This window comes from Aureimonas jatrophae (assembly GCF_900104035.1).
In the GTDB taxonomy this organism is placed as follows: Bacteria; Pseudomonadota; Alphaproteobacteria; order Rhizobiales; family Rhizobiaceae; genus Aureimonas; species Aureimonas jatrophae.
Map to the genome: position 1 here is coordinate 38,319 of NZ_FNIT01000008.1, position 23,178 is coordinate 61,496.

Sequence of the window (23,178 nt, forward strand, 5' to 3'; positions counted from 1 at the left end):
CGGGGCCGCATCGCGGGCGGCCTCCCTGTCTCGCCTTGCCCCGCAAGGGGGCGAGAAAGCCGGGGCGCTTCACAGCCCCGGCCCTTCGTGACGGCCGCCAACCCGGTCGGCGGCCGTCTGTCAGCCCGTCGCGGTCAGTTGACCTTCGGGTTGAGGAGTTCCTGCGAGCGCTGGTCCATCATGTTGGCCGTCGTGATCAGGTTCGCGCCGGTGTCGACGTTCTTGGCTACGCTCTCCTTCTTGGAGACAGCAAGCGCGGTCTTGATGCCGTCGTAGCCCATCCGGTACGGATCCTGGACCACGAGGGCCGAGATCACGCCGTCCTTCAGGAAGCCGACGAGACGCTCGTCCGAGTCGAAGCCGACCAGGGCCACCTTGTCCTTGACGCCGTTCTCGGCGACCGCCTGCCCGGCACCCTGCGCCATGATCAGGTTCGAGGCGAAGATGCCGACGAGGTTTGGGTTGGCGGTGAGAAGGTCGGTCGTGATGTTGAGACCGGTGGCCGCCTGGCCGTCGGCGTAGCGGTCGGCGACGAGCTTGAGACCCGGATACTTGGCGAGCTCCTCGGTGAAGCCCTTCTTGCGCTCCTCCAGCGAGCCGGCGTTCGGCGCGTTGGTGATCAGCGCGACGTCGCCCTCTTCCTTGCCGGTCTTGGCTTTGATCGCCTCGGCGAGGCCGCGCGCGGCGATGCGTCCGCCCTCGACGTTGTCGGTGGTGAGGAACGACGAGAAGGCGTCGGTCTCGGCCGAGGAGTCGATGCCGACGATCGGAACGGACTTGGCGGCCTCGGTGATCGGGGCGCCGAGCGCGGTGCGCTCGGTCGGCGCGATCACGACCGCGGCCGGCGAGCCCGCCACCGCGTTCTCAAGGATCGAGATCTGGCCGTTGATGTCGGTCTCGGCCTGGGCGCCGAGCTCGGGCACGTTGACGCCGAGATCCTTGCCCGCCTGCCGGGCGCCGGCCAGGACGATCTGCCAGTAGAAGGAGGTCGTGTCCTTCACGATGATCGGGATGGTGGGCTGCTGGGCCAGGGCCGGACCGCCGGGCAGGACAAAGGCGGCGGCCAGAAGGGCGACGCTGGCCAGGGCCGCGCGGCGGGTCGGAAGGCGGGACTGCATCGGAATGGTTCCTCCTTGAGAAAGCGTACGTATCCGCCGGGTCGGCCCGGTTCTTTCTGGATATCGTACGGGTACGCTAGCGGCTTCCGCGATTCTCCGCAAGCCGTTTCAACACAGTTTCATTTTGGAACAGAATTTCCAATAAGTACACCCGTCGTCAGGATCAGATTGCCGTAGAGCCGGCGCTCGCCGGTGGCGACAATCAGCTGGGCGCGGCGGGCGCGCTCATAGAAGGCGAAGCGCTCGATCGGCTCGATCGGAAAGTCGCCGCCCGACAGCCGGGCGATCGCGTCGGCAAAGAGATCGGTGATCGGCGGCACCTCGTCGGGCCGGTCCACGACGGCCATGCGGAAGGCGGCCCGGTCCACGAACGTGTCGAGCGGCAGGTGGGTCAGGATGGCTTCCGCGGCTTCCACGGCGTCGATGCCGTCGAGGCGTACGACGCGCGGGCCGAGCGAGTGGGACGGGAAGTTCGCATCGGCGATCACGACCTCGTCGCCATGTCCGAGCGACCGGAGCGCGTGGAGAAGGTCGGGGCCGAGCAGGGGGTGGACGTGGCGCAGCATGGGAAGGCCTCCTGGAACGCTTATCGGTTGATCGTGTGGGGCTCGAAGGCGGCAAAACGCGCGGGCTCGATCGCGGGAGCGAAGCCGGCGAGGTTGCGCTGCAGGCTTTCGGGACGCCCGGTGCCGAGAAGGATGCTGGCCACCGCCGGCTCGTTGAGCGGAAACTGGAGGGCGGCGCGGCTGAGCGGGATGCCCTCGCGCTCGGCGACCTCTTCCAGGCCTCGCACCGCCGCGAGAACCTCCTCGTTGGCCGGTCCGTAGTCGAAGTTCGCGCCCTCGCGCGCGCCGGTGGCCAGGATGCCGGAGTTGAAGACGCCGCCGACCACGATCGAGGTGCCGTGCTGGCGGCAGAGCGGCAGAAGCTCGCGCTCGGCCGCGCGGTCGAGCAGCGTGTAGCGGCCGGCGAGAAGGATGCAGTCGAGCGGCGCCTCGCGCAAGACCGTGAGGCAGACGTCGACCTCGTTGACGCCGAGCCCGTAGGCACCGATCACGCCGCTGCTCTTCAGCTCTTCCAACGCCTTCAGCCCGGAACCGAAGAGCTGGCCGAGATGCGTGCGCGTCAGCTCCGGCCCATGCGTGTAGACGCCGATGTCGTGGACGAAGAGAATGTCGATGCGGTTGAGCCCGAGCCGGGCGTAGCTCGATTCCACCGAGCGCATGATCGCATCGTAGCTGTAGTCGTATTCCACCGCGAAGGGCAGGGGATCGACGTAGCCGAGGCCCGGCAGGTCCTCGCCGGGCGCGGGCCGCAGGCGCCGGCCGACCTTGGTGGACAGGACGAACGCGTCGCGCGGCTTCTCCTGGAGGAAGTCGCCCATGCGGCGCTCCGACAGGCCGAACCCGTAGAAGGGCGCGGTGTCGAAGTAGCGGATCCCGGCTTCCCAGGCGCCGTCCATCACCGCCATGGCGTCCTCGCGCGGCACGGCGCGGTAGAGGTTGCCGAGCGCGGCGCCGCCCAGGCTGATCTCCGTGATCTCGAGCGCCGTTCGGCCGATTCGCCGCTTGTTCATCGCCTGGTTCCTCCTCGCGCGCCCGGTTGGAGCGCGGCGGCAGGTCTATCCCACCTGTCTTTCATCGACAAGGAACCAAGGCTGTCGTAATCAATCGGTTTCCCAAGCGCGGTTCCGGCCGCGCGATCCTGCGCATTCCCGATGGCCAAACCCAACACGCTCTTCAAGGACGCCTACAACCGCGCCCTCGCGCTTCTCTCGCAGGACGGCGAACTCCCCTCGGAAGGGGCGCTCGCCCGCCAGCTCGCGGTCAGCCGCACCACCGTGCGCGCGGTTCTGGCCCGCATGGCGGACGGGGGGATCCTGAGCGTGGAAGGCGGCCGCAAGGCGATGATCCGCCGGCCCACGGCCGCCGACCGCTTTCCCGCCGACGAGACCGACCCGCTGGATCAGATCATCGAGCGCGGCTTCATGCAGCGCATCCTGCAAGGGGGCGCGCAGCCGGGCGACGCGATCGGCGAGGCGGACCTGGCGCGCGAGCTCGGCGTGGGCGTTTCGGCGGTGCGCGAGTTCCTGATCCGCTTCTCGCGCTTCGGCCTGATCGAGAAGCGGCGCAACAGCCAATGGGTGCTGAAGGGTTTCACACGCGGCTTCGCGCTAGAGCTGACGGAGGTGCGCGAGCTGTTCGAGCTGCGCTCCGTGCTGGCCTTCGTGGAACTGCCCGATACGCACCCGGCCTGGGCGTCGCTGGCGGAGATCGAGGAGGAGCATCGCGCGTTGCTGCCGCGCGTCGAGGAGCAGCGCGCCGCCTTCTCGCGGCTCGACGAGCGCTTCCATCGCCTGATCCACGAGGCGTCCGGCAACCGCTTCGTGATCGACTTCTACGACGTGATCGCCATGATCTTCCACTACCACTACCAGTGGAACAAGCAGGGCGAGGCGGAGCGCAACCGTCAGGCGCTGGCGGAGCATCTCGACATCATCGCCGCGTTGCGCGCGCGCAACGCCATGGAGGTCGAGTTCTACGGCCGCCGGCACCTGCGCTCGGCGCGCGAGACGCTTCTGCGCTCGATCCCCCCGGCCGCGGGCGAGGCGGCCGAAGGGGAAGACGCGTCCCGGCCTCAGGCGGCCGTCACGTCCTGACGCTGCTCGCCGAGGCCCTCGACGCCGAGACGTACCACCTGGCCGGGCTTGAGATAGACGGGCTCGGGCTTGATGCCCATGCCGACGCCCGGCGGCGTGCCGGTGGTGATCACGTCGCCCGGCTGCAGGCTCATGAACTGCGAGAGGTAGGACACGACGTGCGCGACGCCGAAGATCATGGTGCGTGTCGAGCCGTCCTGGTAGCGATGGCCGTCGACCTCGAGCCACATGGAAAGGTCCTGCGGGTCAGCGACCTCGTCGCGCGTCACGAGCCAGGGACCGATGGGCCCGAACGTGTCGGCCGACTTGCCCTTGGTCCACTGGCCGCCGCGCTCGGTCTGGAAGGCGCGCTCCGACAGGTCGTTGACGACGCAGTAGCCCGCCACGAAGCGGAGCGCCTCGCTCTCCTCGACGTAGCGCGCCTCGCGGCCGATCACGACGCCGAGCTCGACCTCCCAGTCGGTCTTCACCGAGTTGCGCGGGATCAGGATGCCGTCGTTGGGGCCGGTGATGGCGCTGGTCGCCTTCATGAAGATGATCGGCTCGGCCGGGATCGGCGCGCCGGTCTCGGCGGCGTGGTCGGCGTAGTTCAACCCGATGCAGATGAACTTGCCGACGCGCCCGACGCAGGCGCCCATGCGCACGCCGTCCGGCACGGCGGGAAGCGCGGCCGGATCGAGCGCCCGGATGCGCGCCAGGCCCTCGTCCGACAGCACGTCACCCGCGATGTCCTCGACATGGCCGGACAGGTCGCGCAGCGTTCCGGTGCTGTCGAGGAGGCCGGGCTTCTCGTGGCCGCGCTCGCCGTATCGCAGGAGCTTCATGGGATGTCCTCTCCGGGGGTCAGATGTTGGTCCAGCCGCCGTCGATCGCGAGCGCCTGGCCCGAGACGAAGGCGGATTCCGGCGCCGCGAGATAGGCCGCGAGCGCGGCGATCTCGTCGGGCGTGCCGATGCGGCCCATGGGCTGGCGCGCGATGAAGGCGCGGCGTGCGGCGTCCGCGTCGCCGGTGGCCTCCAGGCGCTGCTGCAGCGAGGGACTCTCCACGGTGCCCGGACAGATCGCGTTGCAGCGAATGCCTTGCGCCACGAAATCGGCCGCGACCGACTTGGTGAGGCCGATCACGGCGGCCTTGGAGGCGCCATAGACGAAGCGGTTCGGCACCGCGATCATCGAGGACGCGACCGAGGCGATGTTGATGATCGACCCGCCGCCGCCCGCCACCATGCCGGGCAGGAAGGCCCGCACCATGCGATAGGTCGACTTGACGTTGAGCGCGAACGAGAAGTCGAAGTCCGCTTCCTCGCAGTCGAGGATCGTGCCGGCGTGAACGAAGCCCGCGCAGTTGAAGAGGATGTCGGTGCGGCCTGCCGCGGCCGCGAGATCGCGCACCGCCCCGTCGTCCAGCACGTCCACTACGCGCGTCGTGATCCCGTGCGCGCCCGCCAGCTCGGCGAGCTTCTCGCCGTTGATGTCGCAGGCGATCACCTCGGCGCCCTCCTGCGCGAAGCGCAGCGCGGTCGCGCGGCCGATGCCCTGGGCTGCGGCGGTGACGACGGCCCTCAGGCCCTCCAGGCGTGCGGTCATCGCTCGAACCCTCCCGTTTCATCGGCGAACAACGGTTTCATAGACGCTCGCTCAGCCGTTTTCAACGCAGTTCGCGATGCGCCCGGCCGCGTCACGCAGCCGATCCGCCAGATCCGCCGGCTGCTCCGCGGCATCGAGAAGCCGAATGAAGGGGCAGGAAAGCGCGGCCAGGACCTCGCCGGTGGCGGGATCGATCACCGGCGCCGAGATGTCCGTGATGCCCTCGGCCAGGCGCGAGGGTCGCAGGACATGGCCTGCCGCGCGAATCGATCCGAGCGTCTCGGCGAGCCAGGCCCGCTGGCCGTCCCGCTCCGGACTGTCCTGCAGCGTGCGCTCGCGCCGCGCTGGCGACATGAAGGCGAGAAGGCAGAGGCCCGAGCCCGTCAGCGCGATGGGCTGGCGATGCCCGATGCGCACCGCGAAGCCGACATGCGCCGGGCTGGGCACGTGGGCGACCACCACCATCTGCGACCCGCTCGCCACGGCGAGGTGGCAGCTATGGCCGGTCTCCTCGGCAAAGCGGCGCATCTCGGGCAGAGCGGCCTCGGCCAGTGCGCGCTGGCGCGGCTGCTGCATGGCGAGCGAGAACAGGCGGTCGCTGAGCGCGAAGCGATCCGGCGCGACGCGCTCGATATAGCCGCGCCGCTCCAGGACGGCGACCATGCGGAAGATCTCGCCGCGCGTTCGCCCCAACGCCTCGCCGAGGTCGCCGAGCGTCGGCGCGTCGGTCACCGATCCCAGATGCTCCAGGATGTCGAGGCCCTTCTCCAGTGCCGGCGCGTGGTAGCGCGGGCCGGGATCCGCGTCGTCGGTCATTGACACGTCCTGTTCGCTCATGATTTCTCGTTTCATATATGAGCGAGGAGGAGAGCCCATGTCCATCACCATCCGCGGCTTCGAAACGCACGACATCCGCTTTGCGACCTCCGCCAAGCTCGACGGTTCGGACGCGATGAACCCCGACCCGGACTATTCCGCCGCCTATGTCCGGCTCGACACGGACGACCCGGCGCTGTCGGGCCATGGCCTCGCCTTCACGATCGGGCGCGGCAACGACATCGTGGTGGACGCGATCGCGCGTGCCGCCGAGCGGGCCGTCGGCTGGAGCCTCGACGACATCGCGCGCGACATGGGCGGCTTCTGGCGCTTCATGACAGGCGACTCGCAACTGCGCTGGCTCGGGCCCGACAAGGGCGTCATGCACATGGCGATCGGCGCCGTGGTGAACGCGGTCTGGGACCTGTGGGCCAAGCGGGAGGGCAAGCCGGTCTGGCGCCTCGTCTGCGACATGGAGCCCGAAGCGCTGCTCGCTTGCGTCGACCTGCGCTACCTCTCCAACGCGATCACCCGCAACGAGGCGCTTGCCATCCTCGAGCGCGCAAGGGCGGGGCGCGAGGCGCGTCTCGCCACGCTCGAAGCCGAGGGCTACCCGACCTACACGACCTCGGCCGGCTGGCTCGGCTACCCCGACGAGAAGGTGCGCGCGCTGTGCCGCGAGGGGCTGGCGGCGGGCTGGACGCACTTCAAGCTGAAGGTCGGGCGCGACCTCGAGGACGACCGCCGGCGCTGCCGCATCGTGCGCGAGGAGATCGGTCCCGACCGGACGCTGATGATCGACGCCAACCAGGTGTGGGAGGTCGGCGAGGCGATCTCGTGGGTGCGCGAACTCGCCGAGTTCCGGCCGTGGTTCATCGAGGAGCCGACCTCTCCCGACGACGTCCTCGGCCACGCCGAGATCCGCCGCGGCGTCCATCCCGTCCAGGTCGCGACCGGCGAGATGGGCCAGAACCGCATCCTCTTCAAGCAGTTCCTGCAGGCCGAGGCGATCGACGTCGTGCAGATCGATGCCGCGCGCGTCGGCGGGCTCAACGAAAACCTCGCTATCATGCTGATGGCGGCCAAGTTCGGAAAGCCGGTCTGTCCGCATGCGGGAGGCGTGGGGCTTTGCGAATACGTCCAGCACCTGTCGATCATCGACTGCCTGGCGATCTCGGGCACCTCGGAAGGGCGGGTCGCCGAATATGTCGACCACCTGCACGAGCACTTCGTCGAGCCCTGCCGCGTCCTGAACGGGCGCTACCTGCCGCCGACCGCGCCGGGCTTCTCGATCGAGATGAAGCCGGCCTCGCTCGCGGCCCACGCCTTCAGGGGCTGAGGCGTTTCAGGCTCCGGCGACCGTGTCGCCGCGCCGCTCGTGCTGGCGGAAGCGCATGGTCATCAGGACCGCCGAGACCGCCAGCCCGATCGCCAGGCCCCACCACACGCCGACCCCGCCCCAGCCGAGCCCGAAGGCCAGCCCGGAGGCCACCGGCATGCCCACCGCCCAGTAGGAGAAGAGGGCGATAAAGAGCGGCACGCGCGTGTCCTTCAGCCCGCGCAGCGAGCCGCTCGCCACGACCTGGATGGAATCGACGATCTGGAAGGCGCCGGCCACGAACAGGAGCGGCACAGCGGCCGCGACGACCGTCTGCGCCAGCGGGTCGGCCCGGTCGACGAAGAGCGAGATCAGGGGTACCGGCAGAAGCCAGAACAGGAGGGCGGCGCCGACCGAGACGAGGGTGGCGAGTCCGATCACGCTGCGCGCGGCGCGCGAGACGCCGAGCCGGTCGCCCTGGCCAAAGGCCGTGCCGACGCGCACGGTCGCCGCCGCCGCAAGGCCGAGCGGAATCATGAAGGAGATCGAGGCCAGCTGCAGCGCGATGCCGTGCGCGGCCAGCTCCACCGTGCCGATCCAGCCCATCAGGAGCGCGGCTGCCGTGAAGAGCCCGGCCTCGGCGACGATCGTGGCCCCGATCGGCCAGCCGAGGCGCACGACCTCGCGAAAGGCCGCCCAGTCCGGTCGCCAGAAGCGCACCAGGATCTCGTTGGCGGCCAGCTCCGGCCGCCAACGGTCGTAGAACGCCAGAAGAAGCAGCATGACGCTCGAGGTGAGGATCGTCGCCAGTCCCGATCCGGCGAGCCCCATGGCCGGCAGGCCGAGATGGCCGAACACGAAGACGACGTTCAGCCCCACGTTCACGCAGGCGCCGAGGATCGTGACGATCAGCACGACGGCGGGGCGCTGCAGCGCGCTGAAGTAGGAGCGGAACACGAAGATCGCGAGGTAGGGCAGCATCGCCCACTGGAGGACGCGAACGTAGCCGCCCGCCATCGCGGCGACGCCCGGTTCCTGGCCGAGCGCCACGAGGATGCGCTCGGCGAACCAGAGCGGCACCATCACGCCGAGGCTGTAGAGCGCGACGATCCACAGGCCCATGCGCACCGCGCGGCGCACGCCGCGCACGTCGCCCGTGCCGTGAGCGGCGGCGGCCATTGGCATCACCGCGTAGGCAAAGCCCGAGCCGAACATCCAGAACAGGTAGAAGCACTGCGCGCCCAGCACGGCGGCGGCCAGCTCGCGCGCGCCGATCTGCCCGGCGACCACCGTGTTGGTGACGTTGATCGAGACCTGGGCGAGTTGCGCGCCCGCCAGCGGTAGCCCCAGCAACACCGTCTGGCGCGCATGCTCGCGCCAGCCGAGCGGGGCGGCGGTCTCGGCAGCGAGCGGCGGGGCGGCAAGGGTCATGGAGCGGGCTTGGGATGCGGGACAGATCGGGTATCAGCTGGCGGGGTAGACTTACGATCCTTGCTTGTCCAGCAGGCACATGCCCATGCGCTGAGCAGCTTGCGCGCGGCTGCGATCGCGTTGACAAACTTGGGACGGTTCGAAATAACCTCGGTCTGGAATAAAGCAGACAAATAGCCTCGGCTCTGCCGTCCGGCTCCCTTCCTCCGCACAGTGGATCGCGTAAACCATGGCGCTTCGTCTCTCCCAGGTCCGAACGCCCGCAGGGCTCGTGGTGGCGGCCAGCGACGACGCGGGCGAGGCGACCATCGTGCCGGGCTTCGGCTCGACCTACGATCTGGCGAGCCGGGCGATCGTGGACGGCGTGTCGCTGGCCGAGGCGGTGGAGCGCGCGGGCCGGGGCGAGCGGATCGACCTGTCCGCGATGCTCGGGGAAGGGCGCGTCGCGCTGCCCGTCCACCACGCGGACCCCGCCCACTTCATCGTGGCCGGTACGGGCCTGACCCATCTCGGCTCGGCCGACGGGCGCGACAAGATGCACAAGGCGGCGGCCGGCCAGCAGGTCACCGACTCGATGAAGATGTTCCAGATGGGCGTCGAGGGCGGCAAGCCGGCGGCCGGCACGGTCGGCGCTCAGCCCGAATGGTTCTACAAGGGCGACGGCTCGATGCTGGTCGGGCCTGGCGAGGACCTGGTCTCGCCCGCCTTCGCGCTGGACGGCGGCGAGGAGCCGGAGCTGGCCGGCCTCTACCTCATCGGCCCCGACGGGACGCCGCACCGCCTCGGCTTCTGCCTCGCCAACGAGTTCTCGGACCACGTGACCGAGCGCGGCAACTACCTCTGGCTCGCCCATTCCAAGCTGCGCCAGGCCGCGCTCGGTCCCGAGCTTCTGGTCGGCGAGCTGCCGGACAGCGTCGAGGGCTCGTCGCGCATCCGTCGCGGCGAGGCGGTCATCTTCGACAAGCCCTTCCTGTCGGGCGAGGCGAACATGAGCCATTCGGTCGCCAACCTCGAGCACCACAACTTCAAGTACGACCTGTTCCGCCGGCCTGGCGACCTTCACGTCCACTTCTTCGGCACGGCGACGCTCTCGGTGACGCACGGCGTGAAGACCGAGGCCGGCGACCGCTTCGAGATCGAGGCCGCGCCCTTCCGCCTGCCGCTCGTGAACACGCTTCGCGTAGCGAGCGGCGCCGCCGACGCGCTCGTCGCCGTGCGGAGCCTTTGAGCATGACCCTTCGCGTCGCCATCGTGGGTCTCGGCAAGATCGCCCGCGACCAGCACGTGCCCTCGATCAGCGCGGTGGAGGGCGTCGAGCTGACCGCCGTCGCCAGCCGCAACGCCGAGCTGCCGGGCGTCCTCAACGTCGCCACGATCGACGATCTCCTCGCGCACGCCGATGCGTTCGACGCCGTCGCGCTCTGCACCCCGCCGCAGGGGCGGCACGCGCAGGCCTGGAAGGCGCTGTCGGCCGGCAAGCACGTGCTTCTGGAAAAGCCGCCGGGTGCCACCGTCGCCGAGATCGCCTCGCTCGAGACGCTCGCGCGCGAGCGGGAGGTGTCGCTGTTCGCCACCTGGCACTCGCGCTTCTCGGCCGCCGTCGAGCCCGCGCGCCTCTTCCTCGCCGGGACGCAGATCCGTTCGGTGCGCGTCCTGTGGAAGGAGGACGTGCGCAAGTGGCATCCCGGCCAGGCCTGGATCTGGGAGCCGGGTGGCCTCGGCGTCTTCGATCCCGGCATCAACGCGCTGTCGATCGTCACCGCGATCCTGCCCGAGCCGATCTTCCTCGACCGCTCCGACCTGTTCTTCCCGGCGAACCGCGCGGCGCCGATCGCCGCGAACCTGGGCTTCGCCTCGCCCTCGGGTCTCTCCGTCTCGGCCGAGTTCGACTGGCGCGTGACCGGCGGCGAGACCTGGACGGTCGAGGTGGACACCGCGGACGGCCTCCTGCGCATCCAGAACGGCGGGCGCCTTCTGGATCTCGACGGCCGGTCGATGACCGACGAGCCGGACCTCGAATACCAGGGCATCTACGCGCGCTTCCGCGACCTCTGCGCCGCGCGCAGCGGAGATGTCGACCTGTCGCCGCTGCAGCTGGTGGCCGACGGCTTCCTTCTCGGGCGCCGGCACGAGGTCGAGGCCTTCCACGAGGAGCCCGCGCGATGAGCTTGCGGCGCGAAGCCTTCGGGCAGCTCGACGACGGCCGGGCGGTCGAACGGATCACGCTGCGCCATGCCTCCGGGCTGGAGGCTGCGGTCCTGACCTACGGGGCGACGTGGCACTCGCTTCTGGCGCCCGACCGCGAGGGGACCCAGGCCGACATCCTTCTCGGCCACGACGACGTGAGCGGATACGAGCGCACGCGTGGCTTCTACGGGGCGACGATCGGGCGCTACGCCAACCGCATCGCCAAGGGGCGCTTCGCGCTCGACGGCGAGACGTTCGTTATTCCCGCCAACGACGGCCCGAACGCGTTGCACGGCGGGCCCGATGGCTTCGACCGGCGCATCTGGCAGGTGGGCGAGACCGGGGAAGGCGATCAGCCCTTCGCCACGCTTCACCTGACCAGTCCAGACGGCGACCAGGGCTTTCCCGGAACGCTCCAGGCGAGCGTCACCTACCGCCTTCTCGACGGCGAGACGCTGGAGATCGCGTGGCAGGCGACCACCGATCGCACCACCGTCGTCAACCTCACCAACCATGCGTTCTTCAACCTCGGCGGCGCGGCACGCGTCGAGTCGGTGCTCGACCACGAGCTGATGGTCTCGGCCTCGCTGTTCACCGCGATCGACGAGACCTCGATCCCGCTCGAGGGCACCGGCAGCGGCGTCGCGGGTACGCCCTTCGACCTGCGCGAGGGTGCGCGGATCGGCGACCGGGTGCGCGAGGCGCACGAGCAGCTGCGGCGCGGTCGCGGCATCGACCACAACTTTGTTCTGGACGGCTGGCACGAGGGCGGCGACCCGGTGCCGGCCGCCGTCGTGTTCGATCCCGAAACGGGCCGCACGCTGGAGCTTCTGACCGACCAGCCGGGGCTGCAGGTCTATACCGGCAACTTCCTGGACGGGACGGTGGCCGGCAAGAACGGGCAGATCTACCGCATGGGCGACGCGCTCTGCCTCGAGCCCCAGCGCTTCCCCGACACGCCGAACCGTCCCGACTTCCCCTCCGCCCGGCTCGAGCCCGGCGAGACCTATCGTCACCGTTCCCGCTACCGCTTTTCCGTCCGATAACGCTTGAGCGACGCCTCGCCCCTCGTGGGCTCGAGACGCCGAGAGGAGACAAGACCCATGGCCAACCTTCCTTCCGCCACCCAGAAGACCGGCGATCTCGCGCCCGTGACCGGCGGCAACAAGCTGCGCTCGCGCGCCTGGTTCGACAATCCCGACAATGCCGACATGACCGCGCTCTATCTCGAGCGCTACATGAACTTCGGCCTCAGTCAGGAAGAGCTGCAGTCCGGCCGACCGATCATCGGCATCGCGCAGACGGGTTCGGATCTCAGTCCCTGCAACCGCCATCACCTCGAACTCGCCCATCGCTTGCGCGAGGGCATCCGCGAGGCGGGCGGCATCGCGATCGAGTTCCCGGTGCACCCGATCCAGGAGACCGGCAAGCGCCCGACCGCGGGCCTCGACCGGAACCTCGCCTATCTCGGCCTCGTCGAGATCCTCTACGGCTACCCGCTCGACGGCGTGGTGCTGACCATCGGCTGCGACAAGACCACGCCCGCCTGCCTCATGGCGGCGGCGACCGTGAACATCCCGGCCATCGCGCTCTCGGTCGGGCCGATGCTGAACGGCTGGTTCCGCGGCGAGCGCACGGGGTCGGGCACGATCGTCTGGAAGGCGCGCGAGCTGCTCGCCAAGGGCGAGATCGACTATGCCGGCTTCGTGAAGCTCGTGGCCTCGTCGGCGCCCTCGACGGGCTACTGCAACACGATGGGCACGGCGACCACGATGAACTCGCTCGCCGAGGCGCTGGGCATGCAGCTGCCCGGCTCGGCCGCGATCCCCGCGCCCTACCGCGACCGCCAGGAGGTCGCCTACCGCACCGGCCTTCGCATCGTCGACATGGTGCGCGAGGACCTGAAGCCCTCCGACATCCTGACGCGCGACGCCTTCATCAACGCCATCCGCGTCAACTCGGCGATCGGCGGCTCCACCAACGCGCCGATCCACCTCAACGCGCTCGCCCGCCACATCGGCGCCGAGCTCTCGATCGACGACTGGCAGGAGTTCGGCGAGGAAATCCCGCTTCTCGTCAACCTCCAGCCGGCCGGCGAGTATCTCGGCGAGGACTACTATCATGCCGGCGGCGTGCCGGCCGTGGTCGCCCAGCTCATGGAGAAGGGGCTGATCCGCGAGGACGCTCTGACCGTCAACGGGCGCACGATCGGCGACAACTGCCGTGGCATCCGCATCGAGGACGAAAAGGTCATCCGGCCCTACGACCAGCCGCTCAAGGCCAAGGCCGGCTTCCTCGTCCTGCGCGGCAACCTGTTCACCTCGGCCATCATGAAGACGAGCGTGATCTCGCCGGAATTTCGCGAGCGCTACCTCGCCAACCCGAACGACCCCAACGCCTTCGAGGGCCGCGCCGTCGTGTTCGACGGGCCGGAGGACTACCACCACCGCATCGACGATCCGGCGCTCGGCATCGACGAGCACACGATCCTCTTCATGCGCGGCGCCGGCCCGATCGGCTATCCCGGCGCTGCCGAGGTCGTGAACATGCGCGCGCCGACCTACCTTCTGGAGAAGGGCGTCACCTCGCTCGCCTGCATCGGCGACGGACGCCAGTCGGGAACGTCCGGTTCGCCGTCGATCCTCAACGCCTCGCCGGAGGCGGCGGCGGGCGGCGGTCTGGCGCTTCTCCGGACGGGCGATCGCGTGCGCATCGACCTTGGGCGCGGCACGGCCGACATCCTGATCTCCGACGAGGAACTGAATGAGCGGCGCGCGGCGCTCAAGTCCGATGGCGGCTACAAGTATCCCGAGCACCAGACCCCCTGGCAGGAGATCCAGCGCACGCTGGTCGGCCAGATGGAGACGGGCGCGGTCCTCGAGAACGCCGTGCAGTACCAGCGCATCGCCCAGACGCGCGGCATCCCGCGCGACAACCACTAAAGGCGCACGGGAATGACCGAGGTCGCCATCCTGTCGGACCATCCCTGCCACCTCGGCGAGGGACCGACCTATGACGGGCCGAGCGACACGCTCTGGTGGTTCGACATTCTGGAGAAGCAGCTCTTCGAGACCAAGGTCTCGGCGGGCGAGACGACGGTCCATACCCTGCCGACCATGGCGAGCGCGCTCGCCTATGTCGACGACGCCCATCAGCTCGTCGCCACCGCCGACGGGCTGTACCTTCGCGACATCGCCACGGGACGCCTTCAGCTGCACACGCGGCTGGAGGAGGACAACGGCCTGACGCGCTCCAACGACGGGCGCGTCCACCCCTGCGGCGCGCTCTGGATCGGAACGATGGGCCGGCGCGCGGAAGAAGGGGCGGGCTCGATCTACCACTTCTTCCGGGGCGAGCTGACGAGACTCTACGGGCAGATCACCATTCCCAACGCCATGTGCTTCTCGCCGGACGGGCGCACGGGCTACTTCACCGACACCCATGCCGGCGTTCTCCAGCGCGTCGCGCTCGACCCCGACACCGGCCTGCCGACAGGCGAGCCGTCGACGCTCGTCGACCACCGCGGCGGCGAGGGCGGGCTCGACGGCGCGGTGGTCGACGCGGAGGGCTGCATCTGGAACGCGCGCTGGGGCGCCGGCTGCATCGACCGCTACTCGGCGGACGGCGAGCACCTCCTGACGATTCCCGTGCCGGCCAGCCGGCCGACCTGCCCGATGTTCGTCGGCCGCGATCTCGACCGAATGATCGTCACCTCCGCGCGCGAGGGACTGGACGCGGCGGGCCTCAAGCGCGACGCGCAGGCCGGCCAGACCTTCATCCTCGACCCCGGCGTGCGCGGCCTGCCCGAGGCACGCGTTCGGGTCGACCGCTCGTGAGCGCCGCGCCTGCCTTCGCCCTGGTCGACTGGGGCACCACCTCGTTTCGCGCCTGGGCCACGGCGGCCGACGGCACGGTGCTCGGCGAACGACGCGCGCCGGATGGCCTCGTCACCGCCGGACCGAAGGGCTTCGGCCGCGTTCTCGAGGAGCACCTCGCGGCGCTCGGCGTTCCCGCCGGCGTGCCCGCGGTTCTGTGCGGCATGGTCGGCTCGCGCACGGGATGGGTCGAGGCGAGCTATCTCGACGCGCCGGTCGGTCTCGACGATCTGGCCGCCCGCGCGACCGCGATCACCCACGAATCGCGTCCCGTCTTCGTGCTGCCCGGCATCGCGCAGCGCACCGAAGCCGAACCCGACGTCATGCGCGGCGAGGAGACGCAGCTTCTGGGCGTCGTGGCGGAGGGCTTCCGCACCGGCCTCGTCTGCATGCCCGGCACCCATTCCAAGTGGGTGCGGCTGCAGGAGGGTGTCGTGGAGGGCTTCTCGACCTTCATGACGGGCGAGCTCTTCCAGATGCTGCGCGCCAATTCCATCCTCGCGCAGGCCGTCCAGACCGAGGCGGCCCCGTCCGCGAACGACCCGGCCTTCGAGGCCGGCGTGCGCCATGCGCTGGATGAGCCCGCCCTCGTTACCAACCGCCTGTTCCAGGTGCGGGCCGGCTGGCTCCTGCAGGGTGCCTCGCCGCAGAGCGGGCTCGCCCGCCTGTCCGGCACGTTGATCGGCCTGGAGGTCGCGGGCGCGATCGCGCGGCATGACGCAGCGAACGCGCCGGTCGCGCTGATGGGCAGCGGCCCCATCGTCGCGCTCTACGAGCGTGCGCTCACGCTGGCCGGCCTCGCGTCACCGCGCCGTCTGGACGCCGACGCCTGCGTGCGCCACGGCCTTCTGGCCGCAGCGCGGCTCCTGTTCGCTTCGAAGGACTCCGGCCGATGACCACCGTCCGCTCGCATGCCTGGCCCCACCTTCGGCGCTCGCTGGTGGCGATCCTGCGCGGGATCCGCCCCGACGAGGCCGATGCCGCGGTCGATACGCTCGTGGACGCCGGGTTCGAGATGATCGAGATCCCGCTGAACTCGCCGGACGCCTTTCGCTCGATCGAGTCGGCGGCACGCCGCGCCCCGGCCCATGTATGGATCGGCGCCGGTACGGTTCTCGACACGGGTGCGGTCGACAGCCTGGCCGCGGCCGGCGGCCGGCTTCTTGTCTCACCCAATGTCGACGCCGACGTCCTGCGCCGCGCCGGCGAGCACGCCATGGTCACGATGCCGGGCGTCTTCACGCCGACCGAGGCCTTCGCGGCCTTGAAGGCCGGTGCCTCGGCGCTGAAGTTCTTTCCCGCCAGCGTGCTGGGGCCCGCCGGCGTCAACGCCATTCGCGCCGTTCTTCCGAAGGATTGCGTGGTGGGCGTGGTGGGCGGCGTCGGCGAGGACGACTTCGAGGGATTCGCGAAGGTGGGCGTGCGAACCTTCGGTCTTGGCTCGTCGCTCTACAAGCCCGGAATGAGCGTCGCGGAGGTGCGCGAGAGGGCCGACAGGGCGGTCTCGATCTACGATCGCGTCTACGGTTTAGGATAAATCACGGCGCCGAAAGAATTCATTTGTCGGCGCGCGGCGGCTTACGCTAGCTATCACGTAATTGTTGGAGATCGGCGGGCGGGCGGAGCGCCCGGCGGCCGGGTCCGACAGGATGGGGCAGGCGCGAGCGGCCCCGAGATTCTGGGTTTCGGCGGCACGGCAGTCGTGCCGCCCGGCGCGTGCAGCCGCACCGCCGCTTGGGGAGGATGAGAATGACTGGAATGAAGACCCTGCTGGCGGCCGTGGCCCTCGGCGCGATGACGTTTGCCGGCAGCGCGTTCGCGCAGGACAAGGGCACGGTCGGCGTGCTCATGCCCACCAAGGCCTCGGCCCGCTGGATCGCCGACGGCGACAACATGGTGAAGTCGCTCAAGGAGCGCGGCTACCAGACCGACCTGCAGTATGCCGAGGACGACATCCCGACCCAGCTCTCCCAGATGGAGAACATGGTCGCCTCGGGCGTGAAGTACCTCGTCGTCGCCTCGATCGACGGCACGACGCTGACCGACGTGCTGCAGCAGGCGCACGACAAGGGCGTGAAGGTCATCGCCTACGACCGCCTGATCCGCAACTCGCCGAACGTCGACTACTACACGACCTTCGACAACTTCCAGGTGGGCGTCCTCCAGGCCCAGTCGATCGTCGACAAGCTCGGCCTCGCCAGCGCCTCGGAGCCCAAGAACATCGAGCTCTTCGGCGGCTCGCCGGACGACAACAACGCCTTCTTCTTCTACAACGGCGCGATGAGCGTGCTGCAGCCCTTCATCGACCAGGGCAAGCTCGTGATCCCGTCGGGCGAGATGGGCATGGAGCGCGTCGGCACGCTGCGCTGGGATCCGGCGGTCGCCCAGGCCCGCATGGACAACCTCCTGTCGTCCTACTACGGCGACAAGACCGTGGACGCCGTGCTCTCGCCCTATGACGGCCTGTCGATCGGCATCATCTCGGCGCTCTCGGCCGTGGGCTACGGCTCGGGCGACAAGCCGATGCCGGTGGTCTCGGGCCAGGACGCCGAGGTGCCGTCCGTCAAGTCGATCGAGAACAACCAGCAGTACTCGACGATCTTCAAGGACACCCGCGAGCTCGCCAAGGTCACCGTCGACATGATCGACGCGCTCGGCACCGGCAAGGAGCCGGAGGTCACCGACACCAAGACCTACGACAACGGCGTCAAGGTCGTCCCGTCCTACCTCCTTAAGCCGGTTCTCGTCACCAAGGACAACATCAAGGCGACGCTGGTGGACTCGGGCTACTACACCGCGGACCAGATCAAGCCCTGATCTGATCGCATGACGATCGGGGTGGGCTCGACGCTTTCCCCTTCCGGCCGGCGTCCCCTCGGGGCGCCGGCCGGTCCCGTCGGCGCCTGGAGGTGCCGAGGCCAAGCGACGCGGGAGAGAAACGCGGATGGCACCCATTCTGGAGATGCGCGGCATCACCAAGACGTTTCCGGGCGTCAAGGCGCTCGACAACGTCAACCTGACCGTTCAGGCCGGCGAGATCCATGCGATCTGCGGCGAGAACGGGGCCGGCAAGTCGACCCTCATGAAGGTCCTGTCCGGCGTCTATCCTCACGGCAGCTACGAGGGCGACATCGCCTATGACGGGCAGGTGCGCGCGTTCCGCGACATCCGCGACTCGGAGCATGCCGGCATCATCATCATCCACCAGGAGCTGGCGCTGGTGCCGCTTCTGTCGATCGCCGAAAACATCTTCCTCGGCAACGAGATCTCGCGCGGCGGCGTGATCGACTGGGACGAGGCGCACCGGCGGGCCGCCGAGCTCTTGAAGCAGGTCGGCCTGAACGAACTGCCGACGACCCTCATCAAGGACATCAGCGTCGGCAAGCAGCAGCTCGTCGAGATCGCCAAGGCGCTCTCGAAGAAGGTGCGCCTCCTGATCCTCGACGAGCCGACCGCCTCGCTCAACGAGCGCGACAGCCAGGCGCTTCTTGACCTCCTCCTGGAGTTCAAGAAGCAGGGCCTCACCTCGATCATGATCAGCCACAAGCTGAACGAGATCTCACGCGTCGCCGACTCGATCACGGTAATCCGCGACGGTTCCACGGTCTCGACCCTCGACTGCTCCCAGGGCGTCAGCGAGGACCAGATCATCCGCGACATGGTGGGCCGCCAACTCGACGACCGCTATCCGCCGCGCCATCCCCAGATCGGCGAGGTCCTCTTCGAGGTCCGCAACTGGAACGCCTACCACCATCTCAACACCCAGCGTCATATCGTGAAGGACGTGTCCTTCAACGTGCGGCGGGGCGAGATCGTCGGCATCGCGGGCCTGATGGGCGCGGGTCGCACCGAGCTTGCCATGAGCGTCTTCGGCCGTTCCTACGGTCGCAACATCTCCGGCGAGGCCCTGATGAAGGGCAAGCCGGTCGACGTGTCGTCGATCCCGAAGGCGATCGATGCGGGCCTTGCCTACGTCACCGAGGACCGCAAGCAGCTCGGCCTGATCCTGGAAGAGGACATCCGGCAGAACATCACGCTGGCGAACCTTCCAGGCATCGCCAAGGGCGGGGTGATCGACGCCGACCGCGAGCGGGGCATCGCCGAGGACTACCGCCGCAACCTGCGCATCCGCTCGGCCGGCATCTTCCACAAGACGCTGAACCTGTCGGGCGGAAACCAGCAGAAGGTGGTCCTGTCCAAGTGGCTCTTCTCGAACCCCGATCTCCTGATCCTCGATGAGCCGACGCGCGGCATCGACATCGGCGCCAAGTTCGAGATCTACACGATCATCGAGCGCCTGGCCTCGGAGGGGAAGGGCATTCTCATGATCTCGTCGGAGATGCCGGAACTGCTCGGCATGTGCGACCGCATCTACGTAATGAACGAAGGCCGATTCGTGGCCGAAATGGCGAGGGGCGAGGCGACGCAGGAGAGCATCATGCGCGCCATCATCCGCTCCGCAGGAAGGAACGCCGCATGAGCATCAAGACCTTCGATGCGCCGCAGAAGGCCGGGGAAGGCGCAGGCGCGAGCCTCGACTACTTCAAGAGCCACCTGCGCGAGTACGGAATGCTGGTAGCGCTGGTCGCCATCATCATCTTCTTCGCGGCCTATTCGGCGGCGACCGGGCGCCCGACCTTCGTGTCGGCCTCGAACCTGACCAACCTGTTCCTCCAGAACAGCTACGTCATCATCATGGCGATCGGCATGCTGCTGATCATCATCACCGGCCATATCGACCTGTCGGTCGGCTCGGTGGTAGGCTTCGTGGGCGCGGCCGGCGCGGTGCTGATGGTGCTCTACGGGGTGCCGGTGCCGATCGCCTGCCTGATCTGCCTTGCGCTCGGTGCCTTGATCGGCGCGGTGCAGGGCTACTTCGTCGCCTTCCTGCGCATCCCGTCCTTCATCGTGACGCTGGCGGGCATGCTGGTGTTCCGCGGCCTCACCTTCATGCTGCTCGGCGGGTCGTCCTCGATCTCGCCGATCCCCGCCTCGCTGCGTGCGCTCTCGACCGGCACGATTCCGGACCTCGTGCCGGCCTTCGGCCTCCAGAACGCGACGACCCTGATGATCGCCGTGGTGCTGGCGGCGGCGTTTGCGGTGTTCGCCTTCGTCAGCCGCAACCGCAAGGCCAAGCTCCGGCCGGTGGACGAGCCCTTCGCGTTCTTCGTGGGCCGCGTCGCGCTGGTGTCGGTGGCGCTCGTCTATATCGGCTACCTCCTGTCCACCAACCGCGGCCTGCCGAACGTCCTGATCCTTATGGCGCTCCTGATCGCGATCTACGCCTTCGTGACCGCGCGCACCACGATCGGTCGCCGCGTCTACGCGGTGGGCGGCAACGAGAAGGCGGCCAAGCTGTCGGGCGTGAAGACCGAGCGGATCGTCTTCCTCGCCTTCGTCAACATGGGCGTCCTCGCGGCCATCGCCGGCCTCGTGTTCTTCGCCCGCGTCGGCTCGGCCACCGCCAAGAACGGCACGGGCCTCGAGCTCGACGTCATCGCGGCCTGCTTCATCGGCGGCGCCTCGGCCTATGGCGGCGTCGGCAAGGTGATGGGCGCGGTGATCGGCGCCTTCATCATGGGCGTCCTCAACATGGGCATGCAGAGCGCCATGCAGCTGTCGATCGACTACCAGCAGCTGGTGAAGGGACTCGTGCTCCTCGCCGCCGTGTGCTTCGACGTCTACAACCGCAACAAGGCCTGACGCACCCAGCGCCGGGCGCGAACGGGAAGGGGCGTCGGTTCGGCCGGCGCCCCTTTTTCGTGCGAGGATACCTGATAAGAGATGTCAGGTTTTAGTCCGGAGTCGTTCCATGTCCCGCAGCCTCGCCACCGTTCCCACCGAGCACGCCAGCCGCTACCTCCAGCAGCTCTGCAAGCATTGGGCGCACAAGTTTCCCGTGGAGTTCACGCCGGAGGCGGGCACGATCGACCTGCCGGCCGGGCGGACGGAACTCGGCGCGGACGGCGCTGCGCTTCGTATCGCGATCACGGCGGGGGAGGGCGGCGACCTCGACCGGCTGGAGGCGGTCGTCGCCGATCACATCAAGCGCTTCGCGTTTCGCGAAGAGCTCAGCTTCGATTGGCACCGGGAGGCCTGACGCTCCCCTGCCGAAGCCTCAGGCGCCGCCCGCGCGCTGGAGGAGGCCGCGATAGATCTCGTCGTCGTCGCACAGGCCCGCGAGACGGCCGAGGTCGTCGACGAGCAGGATCGGATGGTTGGTCTGGCGCTTGAGCGCGATCGCCGCGCGCAGGCGCAGGTCCACCGGCGCCACCACGACATCGCAGGTCCCCGCGATCGCGCCGTCCTCGGCGCCCGCACGGCCGAGGCGCGCGGCGCCGCCGTCGATCCGCACGGCGGTCGGCCGGTCGCTCTCGTCGACCGCGAGCCGCACGCGGCCGGCGTCGTCCAGAAGGAGCTCGCCGCCCTCGCGCCGAATGGCATGGGCCGGACGCATCAGCGCCGCGCCGCGCAGAACGTTCAGCGGGTTCACGTGGCGCACGAACTCCGCGACGTAGGGCGTCGCGGGCGAGAGCAGGATATCCTCGGCACTGCCGGCCTGTACGATGCGCCCGTCCTGCATGATGGCGATGCGGTTGCCGAGCTTCATCGCCTCGTCGAGGTCGTGGCTGACGAAGAGGATGGTCTTCCGGAGCGTCTTCTGCAGATCGAGGAGTTCGTCCTGCAGCTTGGTGCGGATCAGGGGATCGAGCGCCGAGAAGGGCTCGTCCATCAGGAGGATCGGCGCATCGGTCGCAAAGGCGCGTGCGAGGCCGACGCGCTGCTGCATGCCGCCCGACAGCTCGTGGGCGTACTTGTCGCCCCAGGCGCCGAGCCCGACCATGGCGAGCTTCTCGTCCACCACGCGTCGTCGCTCCGCCGGAGATACGCCCTGCAGTTCCAGTCCGAGCCCCGCGTTCTCGCGCACCGTGCGCCAGGGCAGGAGGCCGAACTGCTGGAATACCATGGAGACGGTGTGGGTGCGCAGCGCCCGCAGCGTGCGCGCGTCGCAGTGCGCGACATCCACCGGCCGGCCCTCGTGGCTGACCAGCACCTCGCCGCGCGCGACCTCGTTCAGGCCGTTCACGGCGCGCAGGATCGTGGACTTGCCGGAGCCCGACAGGCCCATGAGGACGCAGATCTCGCCCGGCTCGACGCGCAGGGAGACGCCGGCCGCACCCAGCACCACGTCGGTCTCGTCGAGGATGCGCGCACGGTCTGCGCCGTTGTCGAGAAGCCGCAGTGCGCCCGTCTGGTCGCGCCCGAACAGGATGTCGACTTGGCGGAACTCGATCGCGGGAAGCCCGCTTGCGGCGCTCATGCCCCGCGCTCCCGGCGCACCGCGCGTCGCGCGACCGGGCGCTTGCATATGCGGTCGAGAAGGATGGCGAGGATCACGATGGCCAGTCCCGCCTCGAAGCCCATGCCGATGTTCACCGTGTTGAGCGCCCGCACCACCGGCTTGCCCAGGCCGTCGGCGCCCACCAGCGCCGCGATCACCACCATGGAGAGCGACAACATGATGCACTGCGTGACGCCGGCCATGATGGTCGGCAGCGCGTGCGGCAGCTCGACCTTGAACAGGAGCTGGCGGCGCGTCGCGCCAAAGGCCGCAGCTGCCTCGCGAAGCGCCGTCGGAACGGAGGAGAGGCCGAGATAGGTGAGACGGATCGGGGCGGGGATCGCGAAGATCACGGTGGAGATGAGGCCGGGCACCGCGCCGAGGCCGAAGAGCACCAGGGTCGGGATCAGGTAGACGAAGGTCGGGATCGTCTGCATCAGGTCGAGAAAGGGCCGCAGCACCGTGTAGACCCACGGGCGATGGGCCGCCGCAATGCCGAGCGGCACGCCCACCACCACGCAGACCAGCGTCGCGCAGAACACCAGCGACAGGGTCTGCACCGTCTCGGTCCAGTAGCCGAGATTGATGATCAGGAGGAGCGACAGCACCGCGAACGCCGCAAGCGCAAGCGAGCGGTGCAGCCAATAGGCCCCCGCACCCACGAGCGCCACGAAGAGAAGAGGAGGAACGAGTTCGAGCCCCGCGGTGAGGGCGTCGATCAGGCCGCCCAGCGCCAGCGAGACGGCGTCGAAGAAACCCTGGCCATGCGTCGTCAGGCCGTCCACGAAGCCCCTCAGCCACAGGCCGAGGGGGATCTTGTGTTCCGTCAGCCAGTCGTACATCGC

The 23,178-nt window shown here is 69.1% G+C and carries 22 protein-coding genes; 13 read left to right on the forward strand and 9 right to left on the reverse strand.

Annotation, left to right across the window (positions count from 1 at the left end; translation table 11 throughout):
* Positions 1–134: 134 nt before the first annotated feature.
* From BLQ76_RS16270 to BLQ76_RS16280, 3 genes are all read right to left on the reverse strand, one after another.
* Positions 135–1,118 carry an ABC transporter substrate-binding protein gene (locus BLQ76_RS16270; RefSeq protein WP_090675450.1) on the reverse strand — a complete coding sequence of 328 codons (984 nt, stop codon included), beginning with the start codon at positions 1,116–1,118 and terminating at the stop codon, positions 135–137.
* 119 nt (positions 1,119–1,237) lie between these two features.
* Positions 1,238–1,684, reverse strand: coding sequence for an RbsD/FucU family protein (locus BLQ76_RS16275; protein ID WP_090675452.1), 447 nt, complete (start codon positions 1,682–1,684; stop codon positions 1,238–1,240).
* A 20-nt stretch (positions 1,685–1,704) separates the two neighbouring features.
* A complete protein-coding gene (locus BLQ76_RS16280; protein ID WP_090675454.1) occupies positions 1,705–2,694 on the reverse strand; it encodes an aldo/keto reductase in 990 nt (329 codons plus the stop codon).
* A 141-nt stretch (positions 2,695–2,835) separates the two neighbouring features.
* Between BLQ76_RS16280 and BLQ76_RS16285 the strand changes: the two genes are divergently transcribed.
* Positions 2,836–3,777 carry a GntR family transcriptional regulator gene (locus BLQ76_RS16285; RefSeq protein ID WP_090675456.1) on the forward strand — a complete coding sequence of 314 codons (942 nt, stop codon included), beginning with the start codon at positions 2,836–2,838 and terminating at the stop codon, positions 3,775–3,777.
* On the opposite strand, the gene BLQ76_RS16290 is transcribed toward BLQ76_RS16285, so the two are convergent.
* The 3 genes from BLQ76_RS16290 to BLQ76_RS16300 are packed head-to-tail and all read right to left on the reverse strand — an operon-like array spanning position 3,756 to position 6,201.
* Positions 3,756–4,601 carry an ureidoglycolate lyase gene (locus BLQ76_RS16290; RefSeq protein ID WP_090675459.1) on the reverse strand — a complete coding sequence of 282 codons (846 nt, stop codon included), beginning with the start codon at positions 4,599–4,601 and terminating at the stop codon, positions 3,756–3,758. The two genes, BLQ76_RS16285 and BLQ76_RS16290, sit on opposite strands and share 22 nt — an antisense overlap.
* 19 nt (positions 4,602–4,620) lie before the next feature.
* On the reverse strand, positions 4,621–5,364 hold the full coding sequence (locus BLQ76_RS16295) for an SDR family oxidoreductase (RefSeq protein WP_090675462.1): 744 nt from the start codon (positions 5,362–5,364) through the stop codon (positions 4,621–4,623).
* 51 nt (positions 5,365–5,415) lie between these two features.
* Positions 5,416–6,201, reverse strand: a complete 786-nt coding sequence (locus BLQ76_RS16300; RefSeq protein ID WP_170842624.1) for an IclR family transcriptional regulator — start codon at positions 6,199–6,201, stop codon at positions 5,416–5,418.
* Between the two features lie 37 nt (positions 6,202–6,238).
* On the opposite strand from BLQ76_RS16300, the gene BLQ76_RS16305 reads away from it, so the two are divergent.
* Positions 6,239–7,519, forward strand: a complete 1,281-nt coding sequence (locus BLQ76_RS16305; protein ID WP_090675464.1) for an L-fuconate dehydratase — start codon at positions 6,239–6,241, stop codon at positions 7,517–7,519.
* Between the two features lie 6 nt (positions 7,520–7,525).
* Here the strand turns inward: BLQ76_RS16305 and BLQ76_RS16310 are convergent, their stop codons facing one another.
* Entirely contained in the window at positions 7,526–8,929 is a 1,404-nt protein-coding gene (locus BLQ76_RS16310) for an MATE family efflux transporter (RefSeq protein WP_090675466.1), read from the reverse strand.
* Positions 8,930–9,158: 229 nt separating this feature from the next.
* Here BLQ76_RS16310 and araD1 point away from each other — a divergent pair, with 229 nt between their 5' ends.
* The 11 genes from araD1 (at position 9,159) to BLQ76_RS16365 (ending at position 21,091) form a co-directional block, all read left to right on the forward strand.
* Positions 9,159–10,157, forward strand: a complete 999-nt coding sequence (gene araD1, locus BLQ76_RS16315) for an AraD1 family protein (RefSeq protein WP_090675468.1) — start codon at positions 9,159–9,161, stop codon at positions 10,155–10,157.
* A 2-nt stretch (positions 10,158–10,159) separates the two neighbouring features.
* Complete coding sequence (locus BLQ76_RS16320) at positions 10,160–11,095, forward strand: Gfo/Idh/MocA family protein (protein WP_090675470.1); 936 nt, start codon at positions 10,160–10,162, stop codon at positions 11,093–11,095.
* Positions 11,092–12,162 carry an aldose epimerase family protein gene (locus tag BLQ76_RS16325; RefSeq protein ID WP_090675473.1) on the forward strand — a complete coding sequence of 357 codons (1,071 nt, stop codon included), beginning with the start codon at positions 11,092–11,094 and terminating at the stop codon, positions 12,160–12,162. Before BLQ76_RS16320 ends, BLQ76_RS16325 begins: the two co-directional genes overlap by 4 nt.
* Positions 12,163–12,219: 57 nt before the next feature.
* On the forward strand, positions 12,220–14,058 hold the full coding sequence (locus tag BLQ76_RS16330; protein WP_244519686.1) for an IlvD/Edd family dehydratase: 1,839 nt from the start codon (positions 12,220–12,222) through the stop codon (positions 14,056–14,058).
* 12 nt (positions 14,059–14,070) lie between these two features.
* Positions 14,071–14,952 (forward strand): SMP-30/gluconolactonase/LRE family protein, encoded by an 882-nt coding sequence (locus BLQ76_RS16335; protein ID WP_090675475.1) that lies wholly within the window; start codon positions 14,071–14,073, stop codon positions 14,950–14,952.
* Entirely contained in the window at positions 14,949–15,887 is a 939-nt protein-coding gene (locus BLQ76_RS16340) for a 2-dehydro-3-deoxygalactonokinase (protein ID WP_090675478.1), read from the forward strand. Before BLQ76_RS16335 ends, BLQ76_RS16340 begins: the two co-directional genes overlap by 4 nt.
* Positions 15,884–16,528, forward strand: a complete 645-nt coding sequence (locus BLQ76_RS16345; protein WP_090675481.1) for a 2-dehydro-3-deoxy-6-phosphogalactonate aldolase — start codon at positions 15,884–15,886, stop codon at positions 16,526–16,528. The genes BLQ76_RS16340 and BLQ76_RS16345 overlap by 4 nt, the downstream gene beginning before the upstream one ends.
* Positions 16,529–16,740: 212 nt before the next feature.
* Complete coding sequence (gene chvE, locus BLQ76_RS16350; RefSeq protein ID WP_090675484.1) at positions 16,741–17,808, forward strand: multiple monosaccharide ABC transporter substrate-binding protein; 1,068 nt, start codon at positions 16,741–16,743, stop codon at positions 17,806–17,808.
* A gap of 127 nt (positions 17,809–17,935) precedes the next feature.
* On the forward strand, positions 17,936–19,471 hold the full coding sequence (gene mmsA / locus BLQ76_RS16355) for a multiple monosaccharide ABC transporter ATP-binding protein (protein WP_090675487.1): 1,536 nt from the start codon (positions 17,936–17,938) through the stop codon (positions 19,469–19,471).
* Complete coding sequence (gene mmsB, locus BLQ76_RS16360; RefSeq protein WP_090675489.1) at positions 19,468–20,694, forward strand: multiple monosaccharide ABC transporter permease; 1,227 nt, start codon at positions 19,468–19,470, stop codon at positions 20,692–20,694. The genes mmsA and mmsB overlap by 4 nt, the downstream gene beginning before the upstream one ends.
* 109 nt (positions 20,695–20,803) lie before the next feature.
* Entirely contained in the window at positions 20,804–21,091 is a 288-nt protein-coding gene (locus BLQ76_RS16365; RefSeq protein WP_090675491.1) for a DUF2218 domain-containing protein, read from the forward strand.
* Between the two features lie 18 nt (positions 21,092–21,109).
* Here BLQ76_RS16365 and choV read toward each other — a convergent pair whose 3' ends face one another.
* Both choV and choW read right to left on the reverse strand, forming a co-directional pair.
* The gene (choV, locus tag BLQ76_RS16370; RefSeq protein ID WP_090675759.1) at positions 21,110–22,312 is read right to left on the reverse strand and encodes a choline ABC transporter ATP-binding protein; all 1,203 of its coding nucleotides are present in this window, start codon (positions 22,310–22,312) and stop codon (positions 21,110–21,112) included.
* Positions 22,309–23,175 carry a choline ABC transporter permease subunit gene (choW, locus tag BLQ76_RS16375; protein WP_090675493.1) on the reverse strand — a complete coding sequence of 289 codons (867 nt, stop codon included), beginning with the start codon at positions 23,173–23,175 and terminating at the stop codon, positions 22,309–22,311. The genes choV and choW overlap by 4 nt, the downstream gene beginning before the upstream one ends.
* Positions 23,176–23,178 lie beyond the last annotated feature (3 nt).